The 24,516-nt window shown below is 43.1% G+C and carries 19 protein-coding genes; 1 reads left to right on the plus strand and 18 read right to left on the minus strand.

What is annotated here, in order from left to right; genetic code table 11:
• Position 1: 1 nt before the first annotated feature.
• Together Q8N16_00250 and Q8N16_00255 are read right to left on the minus strand one after the other, a co-directional pair.
• A complete protein-coding gene (locus tag Q8N16_00250) occupies positions 2-856 on the minus strand; it encodes an inositol monophosphatase family protein (protein ID MDP3093181.1) in 855 nt (284 codons plus the stop codon).
• 12 nt (positions 857-868) lie between these two features.
• Positions 869-1,867 (minus strand): YvcK family protein, encoded by a 999-nt coding sequence (locus Q8N16_00255; GenBank protein MDP3093182.1) that lies wholly within the window; start codon positions 1,865-1,867, stop codon positions 869-871.
• Between the two features lie 75 nt (positions 1,868-1,942).
• On the opposite strand from Q8N16_00255, the gene murA reads away from it, so the two are divergent.
• On the plus strand, positions 1,943-3,214 hold the full coding sequence (gene murA, locus Q8N16_00260; protein MDP3093183.1) for a UDP-N-acetylglucosamine 1-carboxyvinyltransferase: 1,272 nt from the start codon (positions 1,943-1,945) through the stop codon (positions 3,212-3,214).
• A 133-nt stretch (positions 3,215-3,347) separates the two neighbouring features.
• Here the strand turns inward: murA and Q8N16_00265 are convergent, their stop codons facing one another.
• From Q8N16_00265 to Q8N16_00340, 16 genes are all read right to left on the minus strand, one after another.
• Positions 3,348-3,677, minus strand: a complete 330-nt coding sequence (locus tag Q8N16_00265) for a hypothetical protein (protein MDP3093184.1) — start codon at positions 3,675-3,677, stop codon at positions 3,348-3,350.
• Positions 3,678-4,025, minus strand: a complete 348-nt coding sequence (locus Q8N16_00270) for a DUF5674 family protein (GenBank protein MDP3093185.1) — start codon at positions 4,023-4,025, stop codon at positions 3,678-3,680.
• Positions 4,026-4,029: 4 nt separating this feature from the next.
• Positions 4,030-6,612 carry a leucine--tRNA ligase gene (gene leuS / locus Q8N16_00275; protein ID MDP3093186.1) on the minus strand — a complete coding sequence of 861 codons (2,583 nt, stop codon included), beginning with the start codon at positions 6,610-6,612 and terminating at the stop codon, positions 4,030-4,032.
• Between the two features lie 29 nt (positions 6,613-6,641).
• Positions 6,642-7,532 (minus strand): TatD family hydrolase, encoded by an 891-nt coding sequence (locus tag Q8N16_00280; GenBank protein ID MDP3093187.1) that lies wholly within the window; start codon positions 7,530-7,532, stop codon positions 6,642-6,644.
• A 173-nt stretch (positions 7,533-7,705) separates the two neighbouring features.
• Positions 7,706-7,909: a hypothetical protein gene (locus Q8N16_00285; protein ID MDP3093188.1), complete on the minus strand. Its 204-nt coding sequence runs from the start codon at positions 7,907-7,909 to the stop codon at positions 7,706-7,708.
• A 957-nt stretch (positions 7,910-8,866) separates the two neighbouring features.
• Positions 8,867-10,009, minus strand: coding sequence for an L-tyrosine/L-tryptophan isonitrile synthase family protein (locus tag Q8N16_00290; protein ID MDP3093189.1), 1,143 nt, complete (start codon positions 10,007-10,009; stop codon positions 8,867-8,869).
• A gap of 77 nt (positions 10,010-10,086) precedes the next feature.
• Positions 10,087-11,604 carry a hypothetical protein gene (locus Q8N16_00295; protein ID MDP3093190.1) on the minus strand — a complete coding sequence of 506 codons (1,518 nt, stop codon included), beginning with the start codon at positions 11,602-11,604 and terminating at the stop codon, positions 10,087-10,089.
• 923 nt (positions 11,605-12,527) lie between these two features.
• Entirely contained in the window at positions 12,528-14,084 is a 1,557-nt protein-coding gene (gene metG, locus Q8N16_00300; protein ID MDP3093191.1) for a methionine--tRNA ligase, read from the minus strand.
• The gene (gene rsmI / locus Q8N16_00305) at positions 14,077-14,793 is read right to left on the minus strand and encodes a 16S rRNA (cytidine(1402)-2'-O)-methyltransferase (protein MDP3093192.1); all 717 of its coding nucleotides are present in this window, start codon (positions 14,791-14,793) and stop codon (positions 14,077-14,079) included. Before rsmI ends, metG begins: the two co-directional genes overlap by 8 nt.
• 16 nt (positions 14,794-14,809) lie before the next feature.
• Positions 14,810-15,826: an AI-2E family transporter gene (locus tag Q8N16_00310; protein ID MDP3093193.1), complete on the minus strand. Its 1,017-nt coding sequence runs from the start codon at positions 15,824-15,826 to the stop codon at positions 14,810-14,812.
• Position 15,827: 1 nt separating this feature from the next.
• Positions 15,828-17,096, minus strand: coding sequence for a pitrilysin family protein (locus Q8N16_00315; protein MDP3093194.1), 1,269 nt, complete (start codon positions 17,094-17,096; stop codon positions 15,828-15,830).
• A complete protein-coding gene (locus Q8N16_00320; protein ID MDP3093195.1) occupies positions 17,062-18,426 on the minus strand; it encodes a glycine--tRNA ligase in 1,365 nt (454 codons plus the stop codon). The genes Q8N16_00315 and Q8N16_00320 overlap by 35 nt, the downstream gene beginning before the upstream one ends.
• A gap of 118 nt (positions 18,427-18,544) precedes the next feature.
• Positions 18,545-20,203, minus strand: coding sequence for a hypothetical protein (locus tag Q8N16_00325; GenBank protein ID MDP3093196.1), 1,659 nt, complete (start codon positions 20,201-20,203; stop codon positions 18,545-18,547).
• A gap of 4 nt (positions 20,204-20,207) precedes the next feature.
• Positions 20,208-20,936 carry a DNA repair protein RecO gene (recO, locus tag Q8N16_00330; protein MDP3093197.1) on the minus strand — a complete coding sequence of 243 codons (729 nt, stop codon included), beginning with the start codon at positions 20,934-20,936 and terminating at the stop codon, positions 20,208-20,210.
• Between the two features lie 5 nt (positions 20,937-20,941).
• Positions 20,942-23,854 (minus strand): isoleucine--tRNA ligase, encoded by a 2,913-nt coding sequence (gene ileS / locus Q8N16_00335; GenBank protein ID MDP3093198.1) that lies wholly within the window; start codon positions 23,852-23,854, stop codon positions 20,942-20,944.
• Positions 23,855-24,427 (minus strand): histidine phosphatase family protein, encoded by a 573-nt coding sequence (locus Q8N16_00340; protein ID MDP3093199.1) that lies wholly within the window; start codon positions 24,425-24,427, stop codon positions 23,855-23,857.
• Positions 24,428-24,516: the final 89 nt, after the last annotated feature.

Raw genomic sequence — 24,516 nt, forward strand, 5'->3', positions numbered from 1 at the left:
TTTAGAACTTACAGCTGCGACGCAATATTTTATTTATTTGACCGAAAGCCTTCGGATTCGCGATAACAATGCCTATATTTAAATGTTTTTTAGACCCGCCTTTTCCCGAAAGCTGAGCCAAAGACCCGCTCGTTATTAGGTTTCCATCAAGGTCACAGGCTCTGGCGCCGGCCTCTTCAGCGATCAACATGGCCGCCTCAATATCATAAAGCTTTGTCGTCCCGGATAGTCCTAGGTAGGCGGAGGCAGCGCCCTCGGCGACCCAGCAAGGGCTCAAACTGCCAAGGCCAATGTTGCGTGAACGAAAGCTGTTCTTCATTATCGCTTCTGAGATTCTAAGGCACTTACGGAATTCGCCGGCATCGTCGCGGAAAAGTTTGGACGTCGGATCTTCGCGCATAACAAAGCTCGTTTCTATCCCCTCGTGGCTTACTTTTATTCTCTTTCCGTTCAAAAAAGCACCACGGTTTTTGTACGCCCAATAGAATTTTCCTGAGAAGGGATTAATAACTAAGCCGAAAACCACTTCTCCCTTGTACGTCACGGATATAGCGCTCGCTACCAAATCAATACCGCAAAGGACGTGTTTTGAACCGTCAACCGGGTCTATCCTGACAATAATTTCTCCCTTGCCAGAACAATCCTCGCTCTCCTCAGAATCAATTCTGACACTATCAAACTCCTTTAATATCTTTCTTGCCCAGTAAGAGCCGATCTGATGATCGAGAGAAATTGTCCTGTCCTGATATTTATGTCTATAAACTTTCTTTATGTTCCGGCAACTGTTCTTTATTTTCCGAGACACTTCCGGAGCTAGCTTAAGTATGAACTTTGATAATTTCTCAATTTTCTCCATGCCAAACATTCTTTATAAAAGATTGATAATAGCTTTAGCTAACTTATGGGAATCGTGACGGATCAGGCTGCGCCATAAAACATCCTCAGCCACTCTTGATATTACTTGTCGCCCCAGAAAATCTTTTCTGATAACTTTAGGTTGTGAATCTTTAAGGTCGTCAACGACAGGAAAAGCCCGCTCCGCTTGATACTTTTTTAAAATCCCAGGCGGCATTGGCTTTGAGTTAATCAATACAAAATCCAAAGAGTTTTTTCCCAGATATTTTTCTAAAGCAAAAATATGGTCTTTGGCGGAAAGACCATATGTCTGACCGCATTTTGTCATTAGATTCATCACAAATACTTTCTTGGTCCGAGACTTCCTAATGGCGTCAGTGATCCCTTTCACCAAGAGATTAGAAATTATGCTGGTATAAAGATCGCCCGGCCCAATCACGATTAAATCAGCTTTCTTGATTGCTCTGATAGCCGGCAAATAGGCTTTGGCTGTGGGCGACAAGAACGCTTTTTTGATTTTTATCTTGCCGTTGTGCCTTGGCTCGTCGATATAGTGTTCGCCCGCCACTTTTCGGCCATTCTCGTAAACAGCAACTAGTTGCGAATCAGTCAAGGTAACCGGCAGAATCTCGCCTTTAATCTTTAAGATATTCTGTGTCTGGATAATAGCTTTCTCTTGGGAGCCGAGAATATCGGCCAGGGCTGCCATAAATAAATTGCCAAAAGTCATGCCTTTCGTGCCCTTGCCCCGGCAAAAGCGGTACATAAACAATTTTCGTAGCAACGCCTCCGAACCATTATTATTTGCAGCCAAAGCCACTAGACACTGCCTGATATCGCTGGTTGGCAGCAAGCCAAACTCGTCGCGCAAGATCCGATTACTACCTCCGCTGTCTGACATAGAAACTACGGCCGAAAGCTTAACCGGATATTTTTTGAGCCCAAACAAGACAACATAAGTGCCGGTGCCGCCACCAATGACCACAATTTTCTTTTCTCTTATTTTTGACATCGTTAATGTTAACTCCCGAGAGAGTATTGGACACTTTGTCAAATATATCATAAACTGAATTTGAAACAAGGTAAAATGTCCGAAAAATTCATCGTCAAAAAAAGCCCCGCTTTGATGGGCGAAGTCAGAATCTCCGGATCAAAAAATGCGGCTGGCCCGCTTTTGGCGGCCGCGCTTTTAACCGACAAGAAATGCGCTATTTCCAACTTGCCCAAAATCAGCGACGTTTTAAACTTGATTGAGGTTATCAAGGCCATGGGAGCTGAAGTCAAATGGCAAGGAAAAAACACTGTTTCTGTCTGCGCCAAAAACATTAATCCGGAAAAGATCCCGGCCGAACTCTTTGAAAAAGCGAGAATGTCGGTTTTGCTCGTCGGCCCGCTTTTAGGCAGATTTTCCCGTTTTAAAATTCCTCATCCTGGCGGCGACAAAATCGGAGTCAGGCCCATTACCACCCATCTGGAAGGCCTGGCCGGCTTTGGCGCCAGAGTAAAAAACACCGGCCAGTTTTACTGCTTTGAGAGACCAAAAATCCTCAAAGGGGCGAAAATTGTTCTAAAAGAGTTTAGCGTTACTGCCACGGAAAACGTGATCATGGCCGCTGCCCTAGCCAAAGGAAAAACAACAATTGAGATTGCCGCGACCGAACCCCACGTTAAAGAACTGGGCGATTTTCTCTTAAAAATGGGTTTGAAAATCAAGGGCCAAGGCACGCACACGATTGAAATTGAAGGAAGTAAACGCCTTTTGGCTGGCGCCAAATGGACAGTCCCTCCTGACTATATTGAAGCCGGCACTTTTTTAATCGCCTTTGCCGTAACCAACGGCCAGGGAAAAATCAAAAACGTCAGGCCCGGCGACTTAACCTTTTTTCTGGATAAAATGAGGGAAATTGGCGTTAATTTTAGAATTCAGGGACAAAATATCATTGTTGCCAAATCGCCAAAACTCAAAGCTGTTAAAAAACTCCAGGTTCTGCCCCACCCTGGTTTTCCAACAGACCTGCAGCCGCAAACCTGCCTACTATTGACCCAAACAGCGGGCAAATCCTTAATTCACGATCCTCTGTACGAAAACCGGTTTTCCCATCTTCACGAATTGCGAAAAATGGGAGCAGATATTGAGATTACTGACCCCCACCGGGCCTTGATTTTCGGGCCGGCTAAGCTGGTTGGCACCAAAGTTGACGGCACGGACATTAGGTCTACCGTCACTTTGATTTTGGCAGGGCTCATCGCCAAAGGCAAAACCCTGGTTTCCGGCGCCGAACAAGCTGACCGCGGCTACGAGAAAATCGAAGAAAAGCTCCGAAAACTCGGCGCCCAAATTAAAAGAATAAAAGAATAAGTGTAAAAATCAATAAGGCTACGATCGTAGATTTATCGATAAACCTACGATCGTGGGTTTATCAAATATCCTAAAGAAGGTTTTACTCAACAACGAAATTAATCAACCGGCCGGGGACGAAAACGATCTTTCTTTATTTATGGGAAGCAAAAAGAAAACAATTAAAATAATGGTTCAATTCTTCAAAAGAGGTCTTATAATCCCTGCCGCCCAAAACTGTGTCGCAAAAAACTTCCTTGACTCGAGCAATTTCCCAAAGCCGGCCATGCCACCTCGCGTCTCTCAAAGTTAAATCAAAAAGCTCAAGAGCTCTTTCCACCGCTCCCCAGAAAATCTTTTCATCTCTTCCCTGCCAGTTTTTCGCCCGGCTCACCTCGCTACCGATATTCGCCAGTTGGCCGGCTAAAGACAGCTCAAACCATTTGCCAGACGCCAATTCCTTATGTAAAAATTCTTGCGTCATTTAAATAATCAATTTTTGGATAATTCTCTCGATCTTTTCGCGGACGGCTGCATCCTCTACTCCTCGGGAACGATTGCCGAAACTTGGCTTTAAGTTAATCACCGAATCAAATTCAACAAAATCACTCCCTTCTTTGTCTGGGTAAAGATTGATTCCCCAGAGATTTTGCCCTTGAGAACTCTTTTGTTCAACCAATAAAACTTCTTCGTCGGCGTGCAATTCGCCGCCGATCGCGACAATTTCCTGTTTTATATCTACCACCGCCTTCACTAAATCGCCAAATCGCTCTTTGGCAAACTCTTTCAGTTTTTCTTTACTAATTGGTTCAATAATAATTCTTATTGACATATCATTAAATTACAAAATTGATTAGCCTGCCCTGAACGAAAATCACCTTTTTTATTTGTTGGTCTTTAAGATATTTTGCGACTCGTGGCTCCTTTTTTGCCAACTCTTCAACCTCACTTTGCACTTTACGCTCTTGCCCCGTAGCTCCGCCAGCTGGCGGATGCTTCAGGGTTGCTACTTTAATTTCCCCCCTCACCCTTCCCGACACCTGAATGATAATAGTTGTTGTTTCTTCGGTAATCAGATTTCTATCGTATTCGGGCCATTTTTCTTGGTGTACGGAAAACTTATTCCCTAAAATTTCACACCAAACTTCTTCGCTAAAATGCGGGGCCGAAGGCGCCAGAATCTCGGCGAATAGAGCCGCGTCCTGTTTTGATAAATAACTTTGCTGCCACTCGTTGATAAATTCCATCAAGCAGGCGACCATGGTGTTGAATTTCAGATTCTCTATATCTTCACCGACTTTTTTAATTGTCTGGTGCAGTTTTCTTAAGATATCGTCGGGAGTCTTTTCCTCTTTTACCTTTTCCTGAAACAATCTCCAAGCCCGGTTCAAAAACCTAAAACAGCCCTGCAGGCTCTGTTCTGACCAAGCAATGGCCTGATCAAAAGGCCCCATAAACATTTCGTAAAGCCGCAAGGTGTCGGCGCCGTATTTAGCCACGATCTCATCCGGGTTGACCACATTGCCAAAAGACTTTGACATTTTTCGATTGTCCGGCCCTAAAACAATGCCGTGGGACCTTCTTTTAGCATAGGGCTCGGGACCGTTAACGACGCCAATATCATATAGGAACTTATAGATGAACCTGGAATACAGCAGGTGTAGAGTCGTATGCTCAAATCCGCCCTGATAAATATCAACCGGCATCCAGTATTTAATCTGCTCTTTGTATTCTTCAAAAATGTTCGTCTCACCCGACGCGTTAGAATTTTTATCTTTGATTTTTGATTTTTTATTTCCGAGGTTATTTATTAGCAAATAGCCGAGGTAGTACCAGTTTGACCCGGCCCAGTTAGGCATAGTGTCTGTTTCCCGACGGCCTGGCCCGCCGCAGTTTGGACAAGTTGTTTCAACCCATTCTTTAATGTTGGCCAAAGGCGATTCGCCCGTGCCTGACGGTTCGTACTTTTCCACGTAAGGCAATTCCACGGGTAAATCCTTTTCCGGCACCGGGATTATCGCATATTCAATTCCGTTTTCAACGGTCGTTAGTAATTTTTTATTTTTTATTTTTAATTTTTCATTTTCCAGGCATTTACGGCAGTAAATGACTGGAATGGGTTCTCCCCAGTAGTGCTGCCTGGAAAAAATCCAATCTCGCAGATGATAATTAATCGATTTCTTGCCCCAACCTTTTTCCACTAGATGATTTATAATTTTTTCTTTTGCCTCAAGGGCTGGCAAGCCATTCAGAAATTCCGAATTAAAAATTTTTGCCTTATCAATACCAACAAATGGCTCTTTGGAAAAGTCCCATTGTTTGTCATTTTCCGGCTTTACTACCGGCACAATCTCTAAATCGTATTTTTTAGCGAACTGCCAGTCACGCTTGTCATGAGCTGGCACACCAACAACCATGCCTGTACCCGCAGATAGAATCGCAAAATCAGCCACCCAAATCGGCATTTTCCTGTTGTTAAGACGATTCAAGGCGTAACTCCCGGTAAAAACTCCTGTTTTTTCTTTTTCAAGATCAATTCTTTCAACTTCCGATTTTTTCTTTGTCTGCTGAATATAATCTTCAATCGCTTTTTTATTATCCGGGGTTATCAAAACCGGAATTAAAGGATGCTCCGGAGCGACAACGACAAAGGTAGCGCCAAAATTAGTGTCCGGCCTAGTGCTGTAACAAGAAATGGCTTTACCAATGCCCACAACGGGATACTCAATTACCACGCCCTCTGACTTGCCAATCCAATTTTCCTGTTGAACTGCAATCTTTGGCGAAAAATCAACCAAATTTAAATCGTCCAAAAGCCGTTGGGCATATTTGGTAATGCGCAAAATCCATTGCTCCTGCTGCCTTTTTTCAGTGGGATTGTCGCATCTTTCATGGCTGCCGTCGGCTAAAACCTCTTCGTCAGCCAAAGTGGTTTTGCAAGAAGGGCACCAATTAACCGAAGTTTCCGCCCGATAAGCCAGACCTTTTCCCAAAAGTTTAAGAAAGATCCACTGGGTCCACTTATAATATTTAGGGTCGGTAGTATTGATTTCCCGCGACCAGTCAAAAGAAAGGCCTAATGATTTAATCTGCCTCTTAAATGTGGCAATATTCTGAGCCGTGGTTATAGAAGGGTGAAGTTTGTTTTTGAGAGCGTAATTTTCTGCCGGCAAGCCAAAAGCGTCCCAGCCAATCGGAAACAAAACATTATATCCTTGCATCCGCTTTTTACGAGAATAAGCATCCATGGCTAACCAAGACCTTGCATTCCCGACATGAAACCCGGCGCCCGACGGATAAGGAAACTCAATCAGAGCAAAAAACTTGGGTTTCTTGTCAAAATCAGCTGCTTGATACAGCTTTTCTTTTTCCCACTTATCCTGCCACTTTTTCTCAATTTTTTGCGGTTCGTAAAGCATAGTTTAGATCAGCGGAGAACAGTTCTCCGCTAGATAGAAAATAATTCGCGAGCGTTCTTTGTTGTCTGTTCTTCTATTTCTTGATAGCTTAATTTTTTGATTTTCGCAATTTCCCGAACAACCTGCTTCACGAACAACGGTTCGTTCCGGAGATTCGCTGAACCACACTGACCCTCCCGCTGAACTACGCTGGAATTTGGTGGAATAAGATAAGGCGCGTCGGTTTCTACCAAAATTCTATCTAAAGGCGCGGCCTTGATAATTTCTTGCCAGTTTATCCCCGCGATCTGCTTAAAAATGATTCCGTTAAAACCCAAAGACAATCCCAGGGCTAAATATTGCCGCATTTGCTCTACTGTGCCAGTAAAACAGTGCATTACTCCTCGCAACTTAGTATCTTGTATTTTGTATCTAGTATTTAGTATTTCTATAAGATCGTCATGAGCGGAGCGACAATGAAAAATAGTTGGTAAATTCAATTCCTTTGCCAAATCCATCTGCGACGACAAGCCCTGTTTCTGAAGATTTTTGAATATTTCTAATTTTGTTTTACTTTTCGGCTTCCAATAATAATCCAGGCCGATTTCGCCAATGGCCACAACTTTTTTTGAGCTGGCGGCGAGTTTCCGGTAATCCTCAATATCAAAGCCCTTGACCGTTTCTTGCGCCGCTGCTTCTTCCGGATCAAGCTTGTTTTTAATTAAATCCGCTGTTCCGAGGACGTGAATCGGATGCAAGCCAATGGCGGCAAAAACGCCTTGGGGATATTTTTCTGTTAGCTCAATTGCTTTTTCGCTCGTTTCCAGCTGCGAGCCGACATTAATCATCCAAACCTCATTAGCTAAAGACCGTTGAATAACTTTGTCAACGTCATCTTTAAAAGCGTTGAAATTCAAATGGCAATGGGTATCTATTATCATAATCCCATTTTAACCTAATTTTGCCGTCTCTGAAACAATTCTCTTGTCCGATGCGGTACCCGAATTTAGTAAAATTAAGGTACTCAAGTATCTGATTTAAATACCCATTGATTTGAGTTTAAAAAAACAAAAGCGCCTCGGGTTCTTCCCAAGGCGCTTTGTGCTATTTTTGACTAATAACCTCCTCCGCCATGATGAAGGTGTGTTTCGGCCAACTTCTCGGCTGCCAGCTCGAGCGCCTTGGCCTCGTCCCAATATTTCACCGCATGCTGACGGTCTTTGGTTTCCTTCATCCTTTCGTAAAGATCTTGCGCCTGATCTCTCATCTCCCCAATAACCTTACTCCAATCAATCTCGCTAACATCTTTGGTGGTCATGACAATCTCCTCTCATTGTTTTGAGTTATCGCGGGCAATTAAACAGAAAGCCACGATCATGGCCGCGACCAATAGAACGAACGCGACGACTGATCCTGTCCCCGTCAAAACGCAAGGGTCGCAAGCGATAGCAGACAAGCCATATGGGATCATCTCAAATCTCCTTTTATGATCGGCAAAAGATAAAAGGGTGAGGCGACGGCGTACGCTCCGTCGCCTCCTTCTACGACGCCCACGGCCCGTAACGGAAAGTACAGCGGCCGCGGAAAGACCAACGAACCATAGCTACCTCCTTTCTTGTCAAAGAACTGTCGGTCTCGGCTAAAACAAAAACTGGCCCGCCGAGAGACCAGTTTTAGAAAGTCAAGGTTTTTAAATGGATTACTATTATATTACCTCAACGCGCCGAAACTAACCTCTGGCAAAATAAGAGGATAATAGTAATAATAGGCATTGCCTTGAACGGCGTCCTGAATATTAAATTTGCTAAATTTTTGTGTCATATAAATTGGTATTCTTAAGCTTTAACTTTAATGGGGAGGATAGATTATTCTATCCTCCGATTGACCGATGAACCAAAATGTGCACCGGCCGCGGAAAGTCCATCGACGCATGGCGTCTCCTTTCTTTAGAAGCCCTGTTGTGGAGGAAGAACTATTATCCACCACGGGATCGATCCACTGTCGCTACGACTAACAATCATTATCGTAGCGACAAGAACGACGACAGAAAGAACAACAATTAAGATAATCTTTCTGTTTTTCATTCCGCACCTCCTTTCTTGGAGAGTAAAGAACTAAAAACTGGTCTCCGCGAAACCAGTTGTAGAGAGTCAAAAGATTTTTAAAAATTCCCTTACTTTAACGCTCTAAAACTAGTCTCTGGAAAAGACTATAGAAGTAGTTAAAGTAAAAGAATTTTTGCGATTTCTGTTTCATATGTTGAAAATTAACATAATTAAATCTTATTGTCAAGGGCAATATAATAGAATGGTTTATTATCTTGATCTTGGTCAAAATAAACCTGAGTGTAATTCTCCTGCCGGCGTTTGATATCAATAAGGTATTCTATCAAAAAAAGATTTTTCCTCGGAGAATAAACGGGCACTCCGTGATAGGGCAACCGGGTACAAATCCTACTAACGGGGAAAATGCCCAAACGATTTGCTTTGGGAGAAACAGTTAAAGGCAGACCGTGTGGCACAACTTTTTCCAGATAATCAATGTCGTCACGCGTCTTAAGATAAGCGTGGTATTGAAAAATAGACTCATGCGTTCTTTTCTTGATGTCTTCACGGACCTTACGAGCCTCGGCAGTAATTTCTTCGTCTTTCAAATTTTCATTGTAAACATCCATTAATAAACTTTCGTCATACATCTTTGTTGAAACGATTCTCAAAACCGATTCGTAGGTTCCTCGATATTTAGCTAAGAAATCGGGATCTTGTTTTTGATAAAGCTCTTTGAATTCAGCTACTCTCTTCTGATAATGCCCTTGGAAATCCGGCACGATTTTTTCCATCTCCGATAAATCGATAATCTTTAAAACAGAGTTTAGTCCTAACAACTCATTTAGCTTTTCCAGGAATTCTCGATAAGCAATCCAATCTTCTTCCGGAACGCCGCTAAATCTTCCGAAGACCCCCTCGGTAAAAATCGTAATAACTGCGCCGGGAGGGTAAACTTTTTGGATATTATCAGCAATCTCACTCAATCTCAACAGAGACAAAACTTCTCCCATATCAGGAAAAGTCCTGCTGGTTTTCAGGGGGACTGGCACTTTAAAAGGAAACCCTAAAATTGTCAGCTGGATAAGCAGACCATGATTAATGAAATAATTAAGTTTAGAGACCCAAAAATCCTTATTCTCTTGGATATATTCTCTCGGCCCAAAACGATAATTCTCGTCTTGGAATATGGAGAGAATTTTCTCGGCAATCGTTTCGCCATTAATCTGCGGGTTGGGCATGGGCAATATTTCGATCAGTCTTTTCAATTCGGATAAATCGATCCCTTTTTTGCTAATAAGATTATTGTGGATATTTTTATCTGCGAGATTAACGAACGGTACGAAAGGATAAACAAAAGTGTTTGCTTTCATGTTTTTAAATTCTAACATAATAAATTTACTTTAAAGAACCGGGGGCTACTGTAGTTTACAATAGCCCCCACTTTTCTCTATACAACATAGTAGAAAACGTATGGCTCACCCGTTAAGCCGAACTCTAGTGGTGAAATCTTTACTTGTTTCGCCTTTGGATGTTCAAAGCTTATCCGGTACTCCGGCACAATCCACATTTTATGGGCGCCGTCAGCGAGACGAGAAACTACGGGCATCCCGTGGTTTAATAAAGCATTGGCAGTGACGTCAAAGACAATTCTCGCCGCCTTATCGGTAATGCAAGCATCAATGAAGTCATTCACGCCCAAGATACGGGAAAAGATTCTTGCTCTTTTTCGATAGGCCAAAAGCTTTGCCATAGCGACGGCTGTAATCTCCGCCTTCCGCCACAAATCTTCTCCCATCATGAGCCGAAGGGCCTGATAGTTCCTATCTCGTCTAATATAAAGGTCAGCCATCACGTCCATTTGAAGCATATCTGGCAGACTGCAGGCGACAGCGTAAGTTTGGTCGAAATCTACACCGACGTTAATTGCTTCTACCTCCTTTACTGGAAAAAGGTCTGGCTTCAATTCGACAACCTCGACTGGCGCCCCAAGCGCAGAGAAAAGTTTCCTACAGATAGAAAGCATCTGCATCACGCTTGCCGGCTCAAGCCCTGTTAGTGAAGCAAAAAGCGTCGCTTCATCAAAGATCACAACCCTCAACCCTGGCTCATAAATCGTCTTCACTTTCTCGTTGATCAAAGCGAAGAAAAAAGCGAGATATAGCCAAGCGAGTGTTGGAAAGGCAATGACCTCCTTGAACTTTAATGGGTTAGGAATTCTTGTGCCGATAGCAAAGGAAAGCGTGATTGGTACGGGTTGATTGCGACGCACATAGGTTTTGATAATATTAGCGAGCCGCGCCAACTCTGCTGCCGGAACTTCAATCTTTTCTTCCGTGTGGGCGATGATAATCCTCAGAATGCCTTCGGCGACACTTCCCCGAGACGGTGAGTAACCGGCCATTTTAATTGACAACAAAGATCGGTAAAACCCAATCTCTTTTTCTATTGTTGTCATTCCAGAAGCTATATCGGGCAATGTCAGCTGTAACGGCTTGGATGCCGCCGCTATTTTTTCCAGGGCCTTAGACAAATCTGCCTGGAAACGACGGGAAGAAAGGTCTAATTTTCTTTTATCGTCTCCGACGGAAATAACCGCTGACATACCCTCAATATCTACTTTGATTATCTTGGCAAAAGCTGACCAGGGATAATGAGTAGAAGCCACCATCTTCTCAGGGATGGTTTTAACGAGGCTATGAGGATCGTAAATCCACGCCACCGATTCTTTGATTGTTTCTAAATCTCCTGGCCCTTCGCCTACTTTTATCAGGCGACAGTTAAAACCGATTTGCTGAAATGCTCCGATGAGATTTTCTGGAACGGCTAAGGTGACTCCCGCCTCACCTAAATCAATAATCATTCTCCAGTATTCATCTTTTTCGGCTCTTTCCAGAATTTCCAAGGCAATTGTTTCCGGGAGCTTATCGTTTAATACAAATCCCTTAGGGTTGACAACAACGTTCATCTCAAACTCTCCTTTCTTTTGTATAGAGATTTTAAAAGAACTAAAAACTGGTCTCCGCGAGACCAGTTGTAGAGAGTTGAAAGGATTTTTCCTAAGAAGAGTTAATCATTATCCTCTCCACGCCCCAAAGCTGGCCTCGTGGAAATAAAAGGATAATAAAACCAAAAACTAATTTGATTTAACTCTTTATTTGGTTTTCTTATTTTTTTAGCCATAATTGCGTTTGTTTGAATTAAAAAAAGGCCTCTGGGGAGGCTTCTTCTGTCTATCGTTATTGGTTTTTAGAGAATTAACGCACAGTCAAAAGATTGCCTCCCGCGAGGGTTAAAAAGTAGGAATAAAACCAAAATTTTGCGGTCGCAATCTTCTTCATATTGGATATTATCATTTAACCACTTATCAAAGTTCTTGTCAAGGACAAGCAAGAAAAAATCCCCCGCCGGATCTCCTAACGAGGGATTCTTTTCTACTTCCTATTTTGTTTTTTTGGACGAACCGTTTTCGATCCGCCAAGTTTTCCAAAATTGCCGCCACCAGCGCCTTTTTCCCTTCCTGCTGGTAGCTGGACAGATACTTCTTTTACCCGGACCACGAAAAGGGTTTCTTGCCATTTTACTTTCCTCCAGAAAATTGAATTTTAAAAGGACTGTCTCGGGCTTTTGGGCCGAGATTGGCCGCCAGTCGCTTCCTCGACGGCCAATGTCCGAACTGAAAACCCGAGGACTAAAAAACCCTGGCTGCAGGCCAGGGGGTTGGAACTAAGATATGGTAGATTTATGGTTTCAAGATTTCCTAATTAAACCCTCTGGCCTTTGTCCAAGGTTAATGACCAAAAGATTAATAGTTAAATTTAATCCGCGAAAACTTTCTGACATAGTTTTGTAATTCTCATCATAGCCAATCAAAACCTATTGTCAAGAGCGCTATGCCTCTATTTTCGGGAAAAGCGGGCCTGGGTTTTTGATTTCTGTCCCGGGTTTAATGTTAGTCCAGCTATCCTTGTTTAAAGGATTTTTAACCAATATTTTTTGGATGCCCAAAGCCTCAGCGATTTTTCGGCTCGTCTCCGGTAAAAATGGGTATATTTGCCAGGCAACCTGATGTAAAGAATCCAAAAGCCCGTACAAAACCCAATTTAAGTCCTCTTGTTTCCCCTCCTTGGCCAAAACCCAAGGCTTTTGTTGGTCAATATATTTGTCCGCCTCGCTGATAAACCGCCAGACAGCAGCTAAAGCGTCGTTAAACCGGTATTCAGCCATGTTTTTATCTAAATCCGCCCAACTCTTTTTCCAATTATAGATATTTTCATCAATCCTTAATGGATGGCTGTCTGGGTCTCGGTTAACTTTAGGAACTTTCCCGCCGCAGTAGTTCTTCACCATTGTCAGAACTCGGGAAACAAGGTTGCCCAAGCCGTTGGCCAAATCAGCGTTATAAACCTCTTTCAGCTTGCTCTCGGAGAAATCTCCATCTTCAAACGGAGAAACTTTAGCTAAGAGATAATAACGGATAACGTCGGCGCCATATTTTTCGATAATCGGGGCCGGATCAATAACCGTTGATGGGTCGGACTTACTTATCTTTTTCCCGTCAACTGTCAGATAACCATGGATTAAGACGCATTTAGGAAGAGGAAGTCCGGCCGAGAGTAAAAAAGCTGGCCAATAGACGGCGTGAAACCGGCTGATTCCTTTCCCAATGACATGAACATCCGCCGGCCACCACTTCTGGTACATCTCTTCATCCCAGCCAAAACCAATGCCGCTTTGATAAATATTTAAAGCGTCCATCCAGACGTAGATTTTTTGAGACGGATCTCCCGGCACCGGCACGCCCCAATCCTTCGCTCTTTCATTGGACCGGGAAATAGAAATATCAGAAAGACCGCTTTTCAGAAAACTTAGCACCTCGTTCTTTCTGAACTCAGGTACGATTTTAAGATCTCCGTCCTCAATAAGCTGGACGATCTTATCTTGATATTTTGAAAGCGCAAAGAAATAGTTCTCTTCTTCCACCTGATCAAGTTTTTTGCCGCCATGCTCGGGACATTCGCCTTTTTCATTTAAATCCTCTGGAGTGTAAAAAGCTTCGCAGCCAACGCAATAAAGTCCCTTATATGGTTTTTTATAGATATCCCCGTTTTGAGCGCACCGTTCCCAAAGTTTTTGGCTCGAGAGAAAATGATGGTTCTGATCACTGCCTTTCTGCCAGACATTAAACTCGCCGTTTAATTTTATTGCTAGTTGCCGAAAGGCTTCCGTATTTTCGTCAATAAATTCCTTGAGCGGCCGGCCGGCTTTCTCTGCCGCCTGAACATTTTTCAGAGCGTTTTCATCCCCGCCGGAAAGAGATAACCCTTCCTCGCCTAAAAGCTGATGATACCTTTTAAGCGCATCAACCTGAACGAATTCCAACGCATGCCCAGTATGGGGCTTGGAATTTGCGTAAGGTATTGCAGCGGTAATATAGAATTTATTCATCTTTTCTAACTTTTTGATTGCTAAGAATAATCACGAATTCTCCTCTTAAATCCTGGCCTTTCATCTTATCAAGAACTTCTGAAATTGTCCCTCGATAAGTTTTTTCGAACATTTTGGTCAGCTCCTGACAAACCACCAAACGAGTATTTAGTATTTGGTATTTGGTATTTAGTATACTATTCAACTCCTCTAGGGTTCTTAAAATCCGATGGGATGACTCGTATAAAACTACCGGGTACTTTGATTCTAAAACTTCTTTAAAAAATCTTTGCCTTTTATTCTTTGCTGGCGGAAAACCCAGGAATAAAAACTTGTCCATCGGGAAGCCGCAGACGCTGGCCGCCGCGGCCAAAGCCGAGGGGCCAGGGATCGACACTATTGCCACTTTATCACTTAATGACTCAGCCACTTCTCTCACTAACTTATTGCCCGGATCTGAAATCCCGGGAGTGCCGGCGTCGGAAACCAAGGCTAAGTTTTTCCCTCTCTCCAAAAGCTTAAGGATAGAATCAACTTTCTGCAATTGGCTGTGCTGATGATAACTCAAAACCGGCGTTCTAATGTTGTAATGGTTTAAAAGTTTTTTGGTTACCCTCGTGTCTTCAGCCAAAATCAAATCAGCTCCCTTTAATACTTCGATGGCGCGGGAGCCGATATCCTGCAAATTACCGATAGGAGTAGCGACAATGTATAAAATTGCAAATTTCAAATTTCAAATTTCAAATTTACGAAGAAAATTCTTTTTTCTTTTTCAGAAAATCTCGTAAAAACTCGAGTAAAATCCCGAGTAAAGGAATCCCCAAAATCGCTCCCCACATCCCGCCGAGGACTCCGCCGACCGCCAAAGATATTAGAACTAAAGAGGGAGATAGGCCGATGAATTTTTTACTTAGAACGGGAGTTAAAATACTTCCTTCAATTTGCTGGATTAAAATAAAAATAATTATTGCTAAAACTGCTTTTACTGGGCTTGTCAAAACGAGAAGGACAAAAATAAAAATGCCAATTATAAATGGCCCGACAAACGGAATAAAATTAGAAAGAAACGCCAAAATTCCAAAAGAGAAAGGATAGTTTGCGCCTAAAACCAAAAGGGCAATATATGTCAAGACGCCGACAAACAAAGAGCTGGCGACTCTGGTGAGAAACCAGCCGCTGACCCTTTTTTGGCATCTTTTCCAAAGATCCAAAGCCACGTTTTCAAACTCCGCTGGAAAGAACAGGGAAAACGACTTTTCGAAAGCCCGCTCCTCCAAAGACAGAAAAAAGCCTAAAGAAATAATGAAAATTGTCGTGAAAATCCCCCCAAAAATAGAAAAGAGGGCACTGAAAATGTTTTCGGCGACCCGGGAAAGAGTTCTTTCCGCCAGGTCAATAAAGTTCTCAAAGTTCTCAAAGCCTGCAACCCCCAGACCTCTGAGAGAAGGAGAAATTTTCTCAAAATACTCGGGGAAACCTTCGGAGAAATGATGGACTTCCACTATCATCAAGGGGGCGAAAATGTAGATCGAAACGGCAAAAACGCCAAAAACCAGGGAATAGACGATGACCGCAGCAATCGTTCTCGGAACCTTTTTGCCCTGGAGATACTCGATCAGGGGATTGAATAAAAGAGAGATCACTAAAGCAAAAAGCACCCAGATCAAAATCTCCTTCACCTGATAAAGAATGTAAATCGAAACTGCCAAAAATCCTATCTTAAAAATTGTTTCCCAGGAAAACTCGAAAGTGACTTTTTCCATGTTAAATTCTCTTAAGAACTCTTAAAATCTTTTCCTTGTCCTTACAAGGGCCGATCAAGGCCAAATTTAGCTTTTGCGGCTGGAAAAACTCTCTGGCAACTTTAAGAATATCATCTGGAGTGATTTTGGCAATCTTTTGCCATTTTTGATCAGGGCTCAAGACTTCTCCTCCGAGAATCTCTTGAAGGCCATAAAAAGAAGCGAAGTCGTCGGAAGTCTCCAGCCCAAGTTTTAAGCGCCCTCGCAGATTCTCTTTGATTTTTGTCAGCTCCTGCCCGGATATTTTTTCTGTCTTGAGTTTTTGGTACTGTCTGCAAATAATTTTGACCGCTTCTAAAACTTTCTCATTATTAAGGCCGGCGTGGGTTACCAGATAGCCGGTATCGGTATAGTGCTCAGAAAAAGTCCGCAGATAGTAGGCCAAGCCTCTTTTTTCCCTGACCTCGACGAAAAGCCGAGAGCTCATCATTCCCCCCAGCAAAGCCGAAATTACGGCCAGAGGATACTTTTTTGGCGAAAAAGCATCCACCGTCCTGACTCCAAGGCAAAGGTGCGTCTGATCGGTCTTCTTATAATGCAAAAGCACCTCGGACTCTTTTTGATTCTCTTTGGCAGAAAGCTTTTCTTTTCCTCGTGTTTTGTCCAAAACAGAAAATCTTTTTTCGATCCCCCGCCTGACCTCATCTTCCTTCAGATTTCCGGCGACAACGACAGTTGAGTTTTTGGCGACAAAAGAATCCCGAAGGTGGCGAAAAAGGTCTTTTCTGGAAATCAAGCCGACGGTCTCTTTCGTGCCGATGGTCAGCCAGCCGGCCGGCTGATCCCCGTACAAAAGCTTTTCCCAAAGGTCGAGAACCAATGTCTGGGAATCGTCTTCTCTCATATTGATTTCCTCGACGACGACTTTCTTCTCCTTGGCAATTCCGTCTTCCTTGAACAAAGGGCTGATTACCATATCGGCTAAGATATCTACCGCCAAAGAAAAGTTCTCGGTTCCAACTTTGATAACGATTCCTAAGATTTCCTTGTCGGTGAAAGCGTTGTAGAAGCCTCCGATCTGGTCTAGCTCTTGGGAGATGCTGGTTGGCTTCGGCCATTTCCTTGTTCCCCGGAAAAGCAAATGTTCAAGCAGGTGGGAAATGCCATTTAGGTCTTTAGTTTCGTATTTGGAACCAGCCCTCGCCAAAAACAAAATCGTTGCCGCTTCGGTGCTCTTCATTGGATAGAACAAAACCCTAAGGCCGTTTGGAAGAAGTACTCTTTTTAGCATGTTTGAATGGATTGATTTTAACTTTACCAAGTTTAGAAAATTCTTCCCCGTTTAGAACCTTTTGAATCACATCGCGTAGTTCAGAAATGCCTAATCTTATTTGAGTTTTTGTATCCCTATCTCTTAGAGTAACCGTATTGTCATCAAGTGTCTGAAAATCGCAAGTAATCCCCAGAATCGTACCAATCTCGTCCTGGCTGTAATATCTTTTGCCGATATTGCCCCTGTCGTCCCAGGCAACTGAAAAATCAATTTTTAACATTTCAAAAACCTCCCTGGCTTTCTCTACCAACTCGGGCTTATTAGCTAAAAGTGGAAAAACCGCTGCTTTGTAAGGCGCGATCCTTGGATTCAGCTTTAAAACGATTCTATCTTTTTCTTCGGTATAAGCATCAATCATTAAGAATAAAAACATTCGGTCAACTCCGCCAGAGGTCTCTATAATCCAGGGGATGAATTTCTCGTTGGTAGTCGGATCGGTATAATTTAGATCCTGGCCGGAATATTCTCCGTGCCTTGAAAGGTCCCAATCTCCCCGCCAATGAATCCCTTCTATTTCTTTGCTGCCAAACGGAGATTTCGAATATTCGATATCAAAGGCTTTTTTTGCATAATGAGCCAATTTATCGTGTTGATAGAATCCGAGATTTTCCGGATGAGTAAACAAGCTTTTGTACCACTTCATTCTCTCCTCTTTCCAAAACTCAAACCATTTGTCTGCCTCTTTGGGATTAATGAACCATTGGAGGTCCCACTGTTCAAATTCTCTCTGCCGGTAAAGAAAATTTCCCGGGGTAACTTCATTCCTGAAAGCCTTACCGATCTGACAAATGCCAAAAGGGATTTGCAGCCGGCTTGATTGTAAGACGTTCTTAAAGTTCAAATAAATATTTTGGCAGGCCTCGCCTCGAAGATAGGTTTTTGTTTTCTCGCCCTCAATTACTCCCAACTCGGTTGATACCAGAATATTGTAATTTCTTGGTTCGGTTAATTTGCCGCCGCAATCTGGACAATTATCGCCTTTTAGATCATCTGCCTTGAAACGATGATGGCACTTTTTACATTCTGAAAGCGGATCAACAAAACTTTTAACATGGCCGCTGGCCTCCCAAACTTTTGGATGGGTAATAATGGCGCCGTCAATGCCGACAATATTATCATGTTCCTTTGTCATCCAGCGCCACCACAACTGTTTGAGATTATTTTTCAGTTCCGATCCCAAGGGGCCATAGTCGTAAAAACCCTGCAATCCTCCATAAATCTCGCTCCCAGGAAAAACAAAGCCCCTTCTTTTGCACAAACTAACAATTTTTTGCATTAAATCCTCCATATATTTCATAATTCGTATATTCGTACTTATTCGTAATTCGTAGAGCTACACACTATTGCCATACTTAATTTTCCTACGAATTACTAATTTTTACGAATATACTAATACGCTTATAAAATTATTGAACTATTCCCTGGCTGGGAGTAAAGCCTTCGTCGCTCAAAAGGCCGGTAGTGAGCGTCTGAATAGCAGAAGCAACCGCGTCTTGGGTCCAGGTATCGTCGCCAAAAGCCTGGGACTTATTGATAATCTCGGCTGTCTGGCCTTGCTGGGAAGCGCTGGGATTCAAAGAAACCTGGAAAGAAAGATTAGGGCCTTCTCCGCCGACCCCTTGGCCGGCCTGAACTTCTCCGACCTCCCAGATAATCTCTCTCGACTGGCTGTCGAAAACAAACGAAGAATCTCGGGGAAAAAGCTGACCGGTCAGGCTGACAAAAGAAGGCAGGGTTGACTTAACCTTAACGTTCCTCAGATCATTATAATAATTTTTTAGCTTCCAGATAACGGTAAAGGTGGTCGGCTGGCCGACTCTTGGCGGCAGGGGGCCGGAGTTGCCAAAAACTTCATCATTGAAAAAGCCTTGCTGTTCCAAAACCAGCTTTGAATTTACTTTGACGGCAAACTCTTCCCTGGCCGGAGCCAGGCTGACGCTGTTTTTCAGAAGCAAGTTCTTGGCCTTCGCTTCTGTTAAGAGGAAATCTTGTTTCAGATTAATCCAGAACTCAACCTTGCCTTCTTCGCCCTCGTCCAGAAACTTGAGCTGGGGATTCTTTTTCCAGTCCCAGACCAGAGAACTGTCGCCCTGATGGTAATTGGCGCTTTCGGCTCTCAGGGTTTCCAGATCAAAAAGCAAACCGTCAAGGCCGACCACCAGAAACAGGTTCTCGAAAGGAGAATTTCCGATATTCTTAAAAAAGACTTCGTAATGGAGAAAATCACCGGCATTGGCAGTGTAGTCAGAAGAGTTGTTGACCAGCTGCGACAGATAAACCATGGGCTTGATGATCTCCGCCCCCTTGGCCGTTTCCTTCAAGAGGACGAACTTTCCTCCTTGCCAGATTCCTAAGCTTGCCTTAAAAACCTTTTGCTCGCCGACCTCTCCCTTGATTCTCCCGGAAATCCTGATCCTTCCGCCCTCGGTCTTGTTGAGAATTGGTATCTGCCACTCATTTGTTTCCATGGCCTGGGGGCTACTTTCTATAAATTCAAAGCCCGAAGGATAATCAATCTTTGCTCTCAATTGGGAAAGCGGATAATCGATGTTGGAAAAATAATTCAGGGAAAAGCTGAAGTCTTTCTCTGCCTCGATCCTCGAGGGAATATCTAATTCAAAAGTCAGCGGGGAAAATTTAATGACCGCCGCCTGGGTGGTCGAAACTTCGTAGCGGGCTCTCAGGTTCTTGGGCTGAAACTCCAGCCAGGCTTTCGCCTTTTTTAATTCGTTTTCTCTTCCCAAGATTCTTGCCTGAAAAGTGATAGTTTTCTCCTCTCCCGGATAAATGTCGCCTATTTCTTTTTCAAGCCTGAGTTTTCCGTCCTCCACTAAAGAGTCCTCCGGATATTCAAAGGTCAGCCTGGCGCCGGTCAAGGTGATTTCGCCGTTGTTCTTGTATTTCAGGACGTAATCAACTTTCTGGCCGACCTCGACCGTATCCGGCCCCAAGATTTCCAGCTTTAAGGTGTCTTTTGAGAAGACGTTTCTCTGGAAGTACCAAAAGCCAAAACCGACCAGAGCCAGAACCAGAATGATGATCGGACGAATGAGTTTTCTAGACATAATTCTATTTTCCCTCAAAAATATGGTAAAGATAATGCCTGCTGATAATTTTTAAATCTTGAAGCGGTTCGGGTTCGATTTTCAGCGCTTTTAAAGCTTCCCAGTCCTGATCAAGGAAAATCTTTAAAGTCTTGACGAGTCCGGCATCCAGCTTCCCTACCTTTGTTTTTACTTTATTGAGACAATTTTTACAAACCAATCCCCCTTCCTTGACCGCCCAAAAAACCTGAGCCGAGAATGTCTGCTTCCGGCAATAAAGGCATTTGTCCAGTTCCGGGCGATATCCCAAAAGGCTTAAAAACTTCCAGAAAAAGAAATGATAGAACAATGAGGCTTTGGCTGGAACTAATTCTTCCTGATTGAGTTTGAAAAAAAACTTTTTGAGCATCAGCCAGAGATTGTCGTCTGATTCTTGATCTCTTACCAGGCCGCAGAAGATTTTACTGAAACTATAGGCAAGCCTGAGTTTTAAAAGGTTCTTTCTGATGCCGAAAAAGTTCTCGACTAACAAAGCGCCAGTCAGGGTTTTTTGGATTTTCCCTTGGATAAACTCGATTTCCGACAGATAAAAAACGTCGATCGCGCCCCTCAATTTTGAACTCGGCTTGCGAACCGCCTTGGCCAGGACGACGATTTTACCGAAATCCTTGGTAAAAACCGTAAAAAGCTGGTCGGCTTCTCCCCTGTTCTCTTTTTTTAAAACAAACCCTTGGGTTCGATGGTATAAAAACACGAAGCTTATGACTTTTCAACTTTCAGTAAAAACTTGCCTCCGCCAAGCTTCACTTCGTCTTGGGGAGCGAATTTCTCATTGTCTGCCAGAATCAAATCAGTAGCAATCACTTCTTTTAAGATTTTCTCCCTGTTCTTTGTTAAAAATTGTAACTGGTTTTGCGCCCCTTGGTAATAGACAATAATTTTATCTTGGGGCTTTAAACCCGCCTTCTTTCTTTTTTCCTGAATTTCTCTCATGAAATCCCGAAGCAGGCCCTCTTGCATTAACTCCGGAGTTATTTCAGTGCTCAAAGAAACCTGTAATTTCCCTTCTGTTTTCATTACCCAGCCCGGCTCCTTTTTTATAGTATCAACAAGCTCTATTTCCTTGATATTCAGTTCCTCTTTTATCAAATTTAGTAATTCTGTTTCGCCAACTTTGAACTTTGACCCTTGAACTTTGAACTTCGCTAGCGGCTGCCTGGATTTAATGCCCGACTCTTTTCTGGCGGCATTCCCTAGGCCGCAGACTTGCCTGACTAAAGCCATTTCTTTCTCTAATTTTTCATTGATTAATTCTTCCTGGACTCTGGGCCAATCCTCAAGATGGACCGACTCCATTTTTTCTCTCAACTCTTTGTAGATTTCTTCTGTCAAGAAAGGCATTACCGGAGCCACAACCTTAGTAAACAAAATCAAGGCCTTATAAAGGGCGCTCAAGGATTGCTTGTCCCCTGACTTCAGCCGGTCGCGACTCCTTCTTATATACCATCGGGACAAATCGTCTAAAAACCCTGGCACCAGCCGCACTGATTCGGGAACGTGATAATCATCTAATAATTGAGTAAACTCTTTGAGAAATCTATTGGCCCGGCTCAAAAGCCAAGCGTCTAAAGGATTTTCAATAGAATCCTCTAACTGCTTTTGGGGATCAAAATTATGCAAATCAGCAAATGTCCTGAAATAATTATAACTATTCCAGTAAATAAGATTAATCTGCTTCACCTGCTCCTTCACCCCTTCTTCAGAAATATTCATATCCTGGCCGGCCATGGTCGGACTGCCCATTAGGTAAAGGCGAAGAGCGTCTCCGCCGTATTTTTCAATAACGCCTCTGGGATCAGGATAATTATGGAATGATTTTGACATCTTGCGGCCGTCCGTGCCCATAATCACGCCTGAAACCACGACATTTTTAAAACAATGCGAGTCGAACAATGCGGTTGATAAAACATGAAGGACATAAAACCATGCCCTGACCTGGCCCGTGTATTCGGAAATATAGTCAGCAGGAAAACTTTTCTCAAAATCGTCTTTATTTTCGAAAGGATAATGCCTTTCCGCATAAGGCATAGAGCCGGAATCAAGCCAGCAATCCAAAACATCTTTTACCCGATTCATTTGGCCAGAACATTTTTGGCAGGAAAAAACAATTTCATCAATGAACGGCCGGTGTAAATCTTTAACTTTTTGCTGGCTTCTCTTTTCAATTTCCGCGATCGATCCAAATACCTCTCTTGCCTGGCATTTCTCGCACTCCCAAACCGGCATCGCCGTTGCCCAATAGCGAGCTCGGGAAATTCCCCAGTCAGGAGCGGTATTAATGCCATCGGTAAAACGGCCTTCTTTAAAATGTTCCGGCACCCAATGAATATTCTGGTTTTTTTCTAATAACCGGGGCTTTAATTTCTGGACGTCAATAAACCAGCTATCTTGGGCGCGGTAGATTAAAGGCGTTTCGCAGCGATAACAAAGAGGATAAGAGTGAGTAATTTTTTCTTCCTTGAATAGTAAATTTCTTTTCTTTATGTCCTCAATGACAACCGGCTCTGCTTCTTTGACATACTGGCCCGGCGCCAAAACAACTTCGTCGGTAAATTTTCCCTCTTCGTCAACATTAACAATAATGGGCAGCTCGTATTTCTTGGCTGATTCCATATCCGCTTCGCCGAAAGCGCCATTGATGGTGACGATGCCGGTGCCCTCCTGTTCGGAAACATAATCAGTTGGCCAAGTTTTGTATTCTGAAAACTGCTTTTGGTAATAATCGAAAATGTGCTCGTATTTTAATCCTGAAATATCCTTGCCGGAAATATCTTTAATGATTTCATGGTCCTTGCCGGCCATGATTTCTTCTGCCCGGTTTTTGGCCATTAAGTAATATTCTTGGCCGGCCTCAACCAATTGATAAGTAAATTTTTCTCCGATTGCCAAACCCATGGTGCTGACCGAACTCCAAGGCGTAGTCGTCCAAGCCAGTAAATAACACGGCTCCTTAATTTTATGTTTTTCGAGGAACGGTTGATCAATAACTTTAAACTTCATCGTAATGGCCGTATCCATCCTGTCAGCGTAAGAATTATCCATCGCGATCTCAAAGTTGGAAACCGGCGTAGAACATCTGGGGCAAAAAAGGGAAATTCTCATCCCTTTGTAAATTAATCCTTGGTCATAAAGTTTTTTGAAAACCCAAATGACCGACTCCATATAAGACAAATCCATGGTCTTGTAGGCATTCTTCATATCTACCCAGCGGCCGATGTGGTCAATGTACCAATCCCATTCGGCCGAGGTCTCGGCAACGTATTTTTTGCACTCTTCAATGAATTTTAAAAGGCCTATTTTTTCAATGTCTCTCCGGTTTTTTAAGCCGAGTTTCTGCTCCACTTTGTTTTCAATCGGCAAACCATGGCAATCCCAGCCCCAAACCCGCCTGACTCTTTTTCCTTTCATCGTCAGATATCTGGGAATAATATCCTTGGCAATGCTGCCCAAAAGATGGCCGTAATGAGGCACGCCGGTGACGAAGGGCGGACCGTCGTAAAAAGAGGCGGGGTTGTCCTTGGACCGATTCTCAACGGACTTCTCAAAAATCCGGTTCTCTTTCCAGAACTTGAGAATTTTTTCTTCTTTTTCAAAAAAATTAAACTCTGCCATTTAAATTTCTCTCAATTCACCCACTTTAATCTGTTTTTTGGCCAGAACAATATTCACGAGACATTGGTCGGACCAGCTTTTCATCAAGCCTTCCAATAATAACAAGGGGCCGCCGTGACCGACGATTAAGATATTCTTGCCCTGATGCCTTTTTTCAATTTCTGCCAAAAAGCTCTTAACTCTTTGCCTGGCCTCGTTCCAATTTTCGCCCCCCTTTGGTCGTTCTTTGAACCTAGCCATCAATCTTGATAATGGGAAATCGTGATTAAAGATCTCTTTGGACTGACCATGATAAACGCCGAAATTAATATCACGCAGTCGCATGTCAAAAATAACTTTTAAGCCGAGGGTATGAGTGATTATTCCGGCTGTTTGTTTGGTCCGAAACAAATCTGAGGAAAAAATCAGGTCAATCTTTACTTTCTTTAAGTTTTTGGCAACCCTGGCGATATCAGTTCTGCCCTTTCTGGTCAAGCACACCTTGGAGCTATCAGGCCAAGGATAAAACAAACCTATTTTCTGATAATTTGTCTGGCCGTGCCGCAACAAAAAATAATGATTTCTCAACCGCATATTACATATAGTAGCACAATTTTCCCCTTAATTTCAATGATTGAATGGGTAATTGGAATATTTAAACAATTAGGATGATTTCGAAAACT

It is taken from the genome of bacterium (assembly GCA_030693425.1).
Lineage (GTDB): Bacteria > Patescibacteriota > Minisyncoccia > Minisyncoccales > GWA2-46-15 > GWA2-46-15.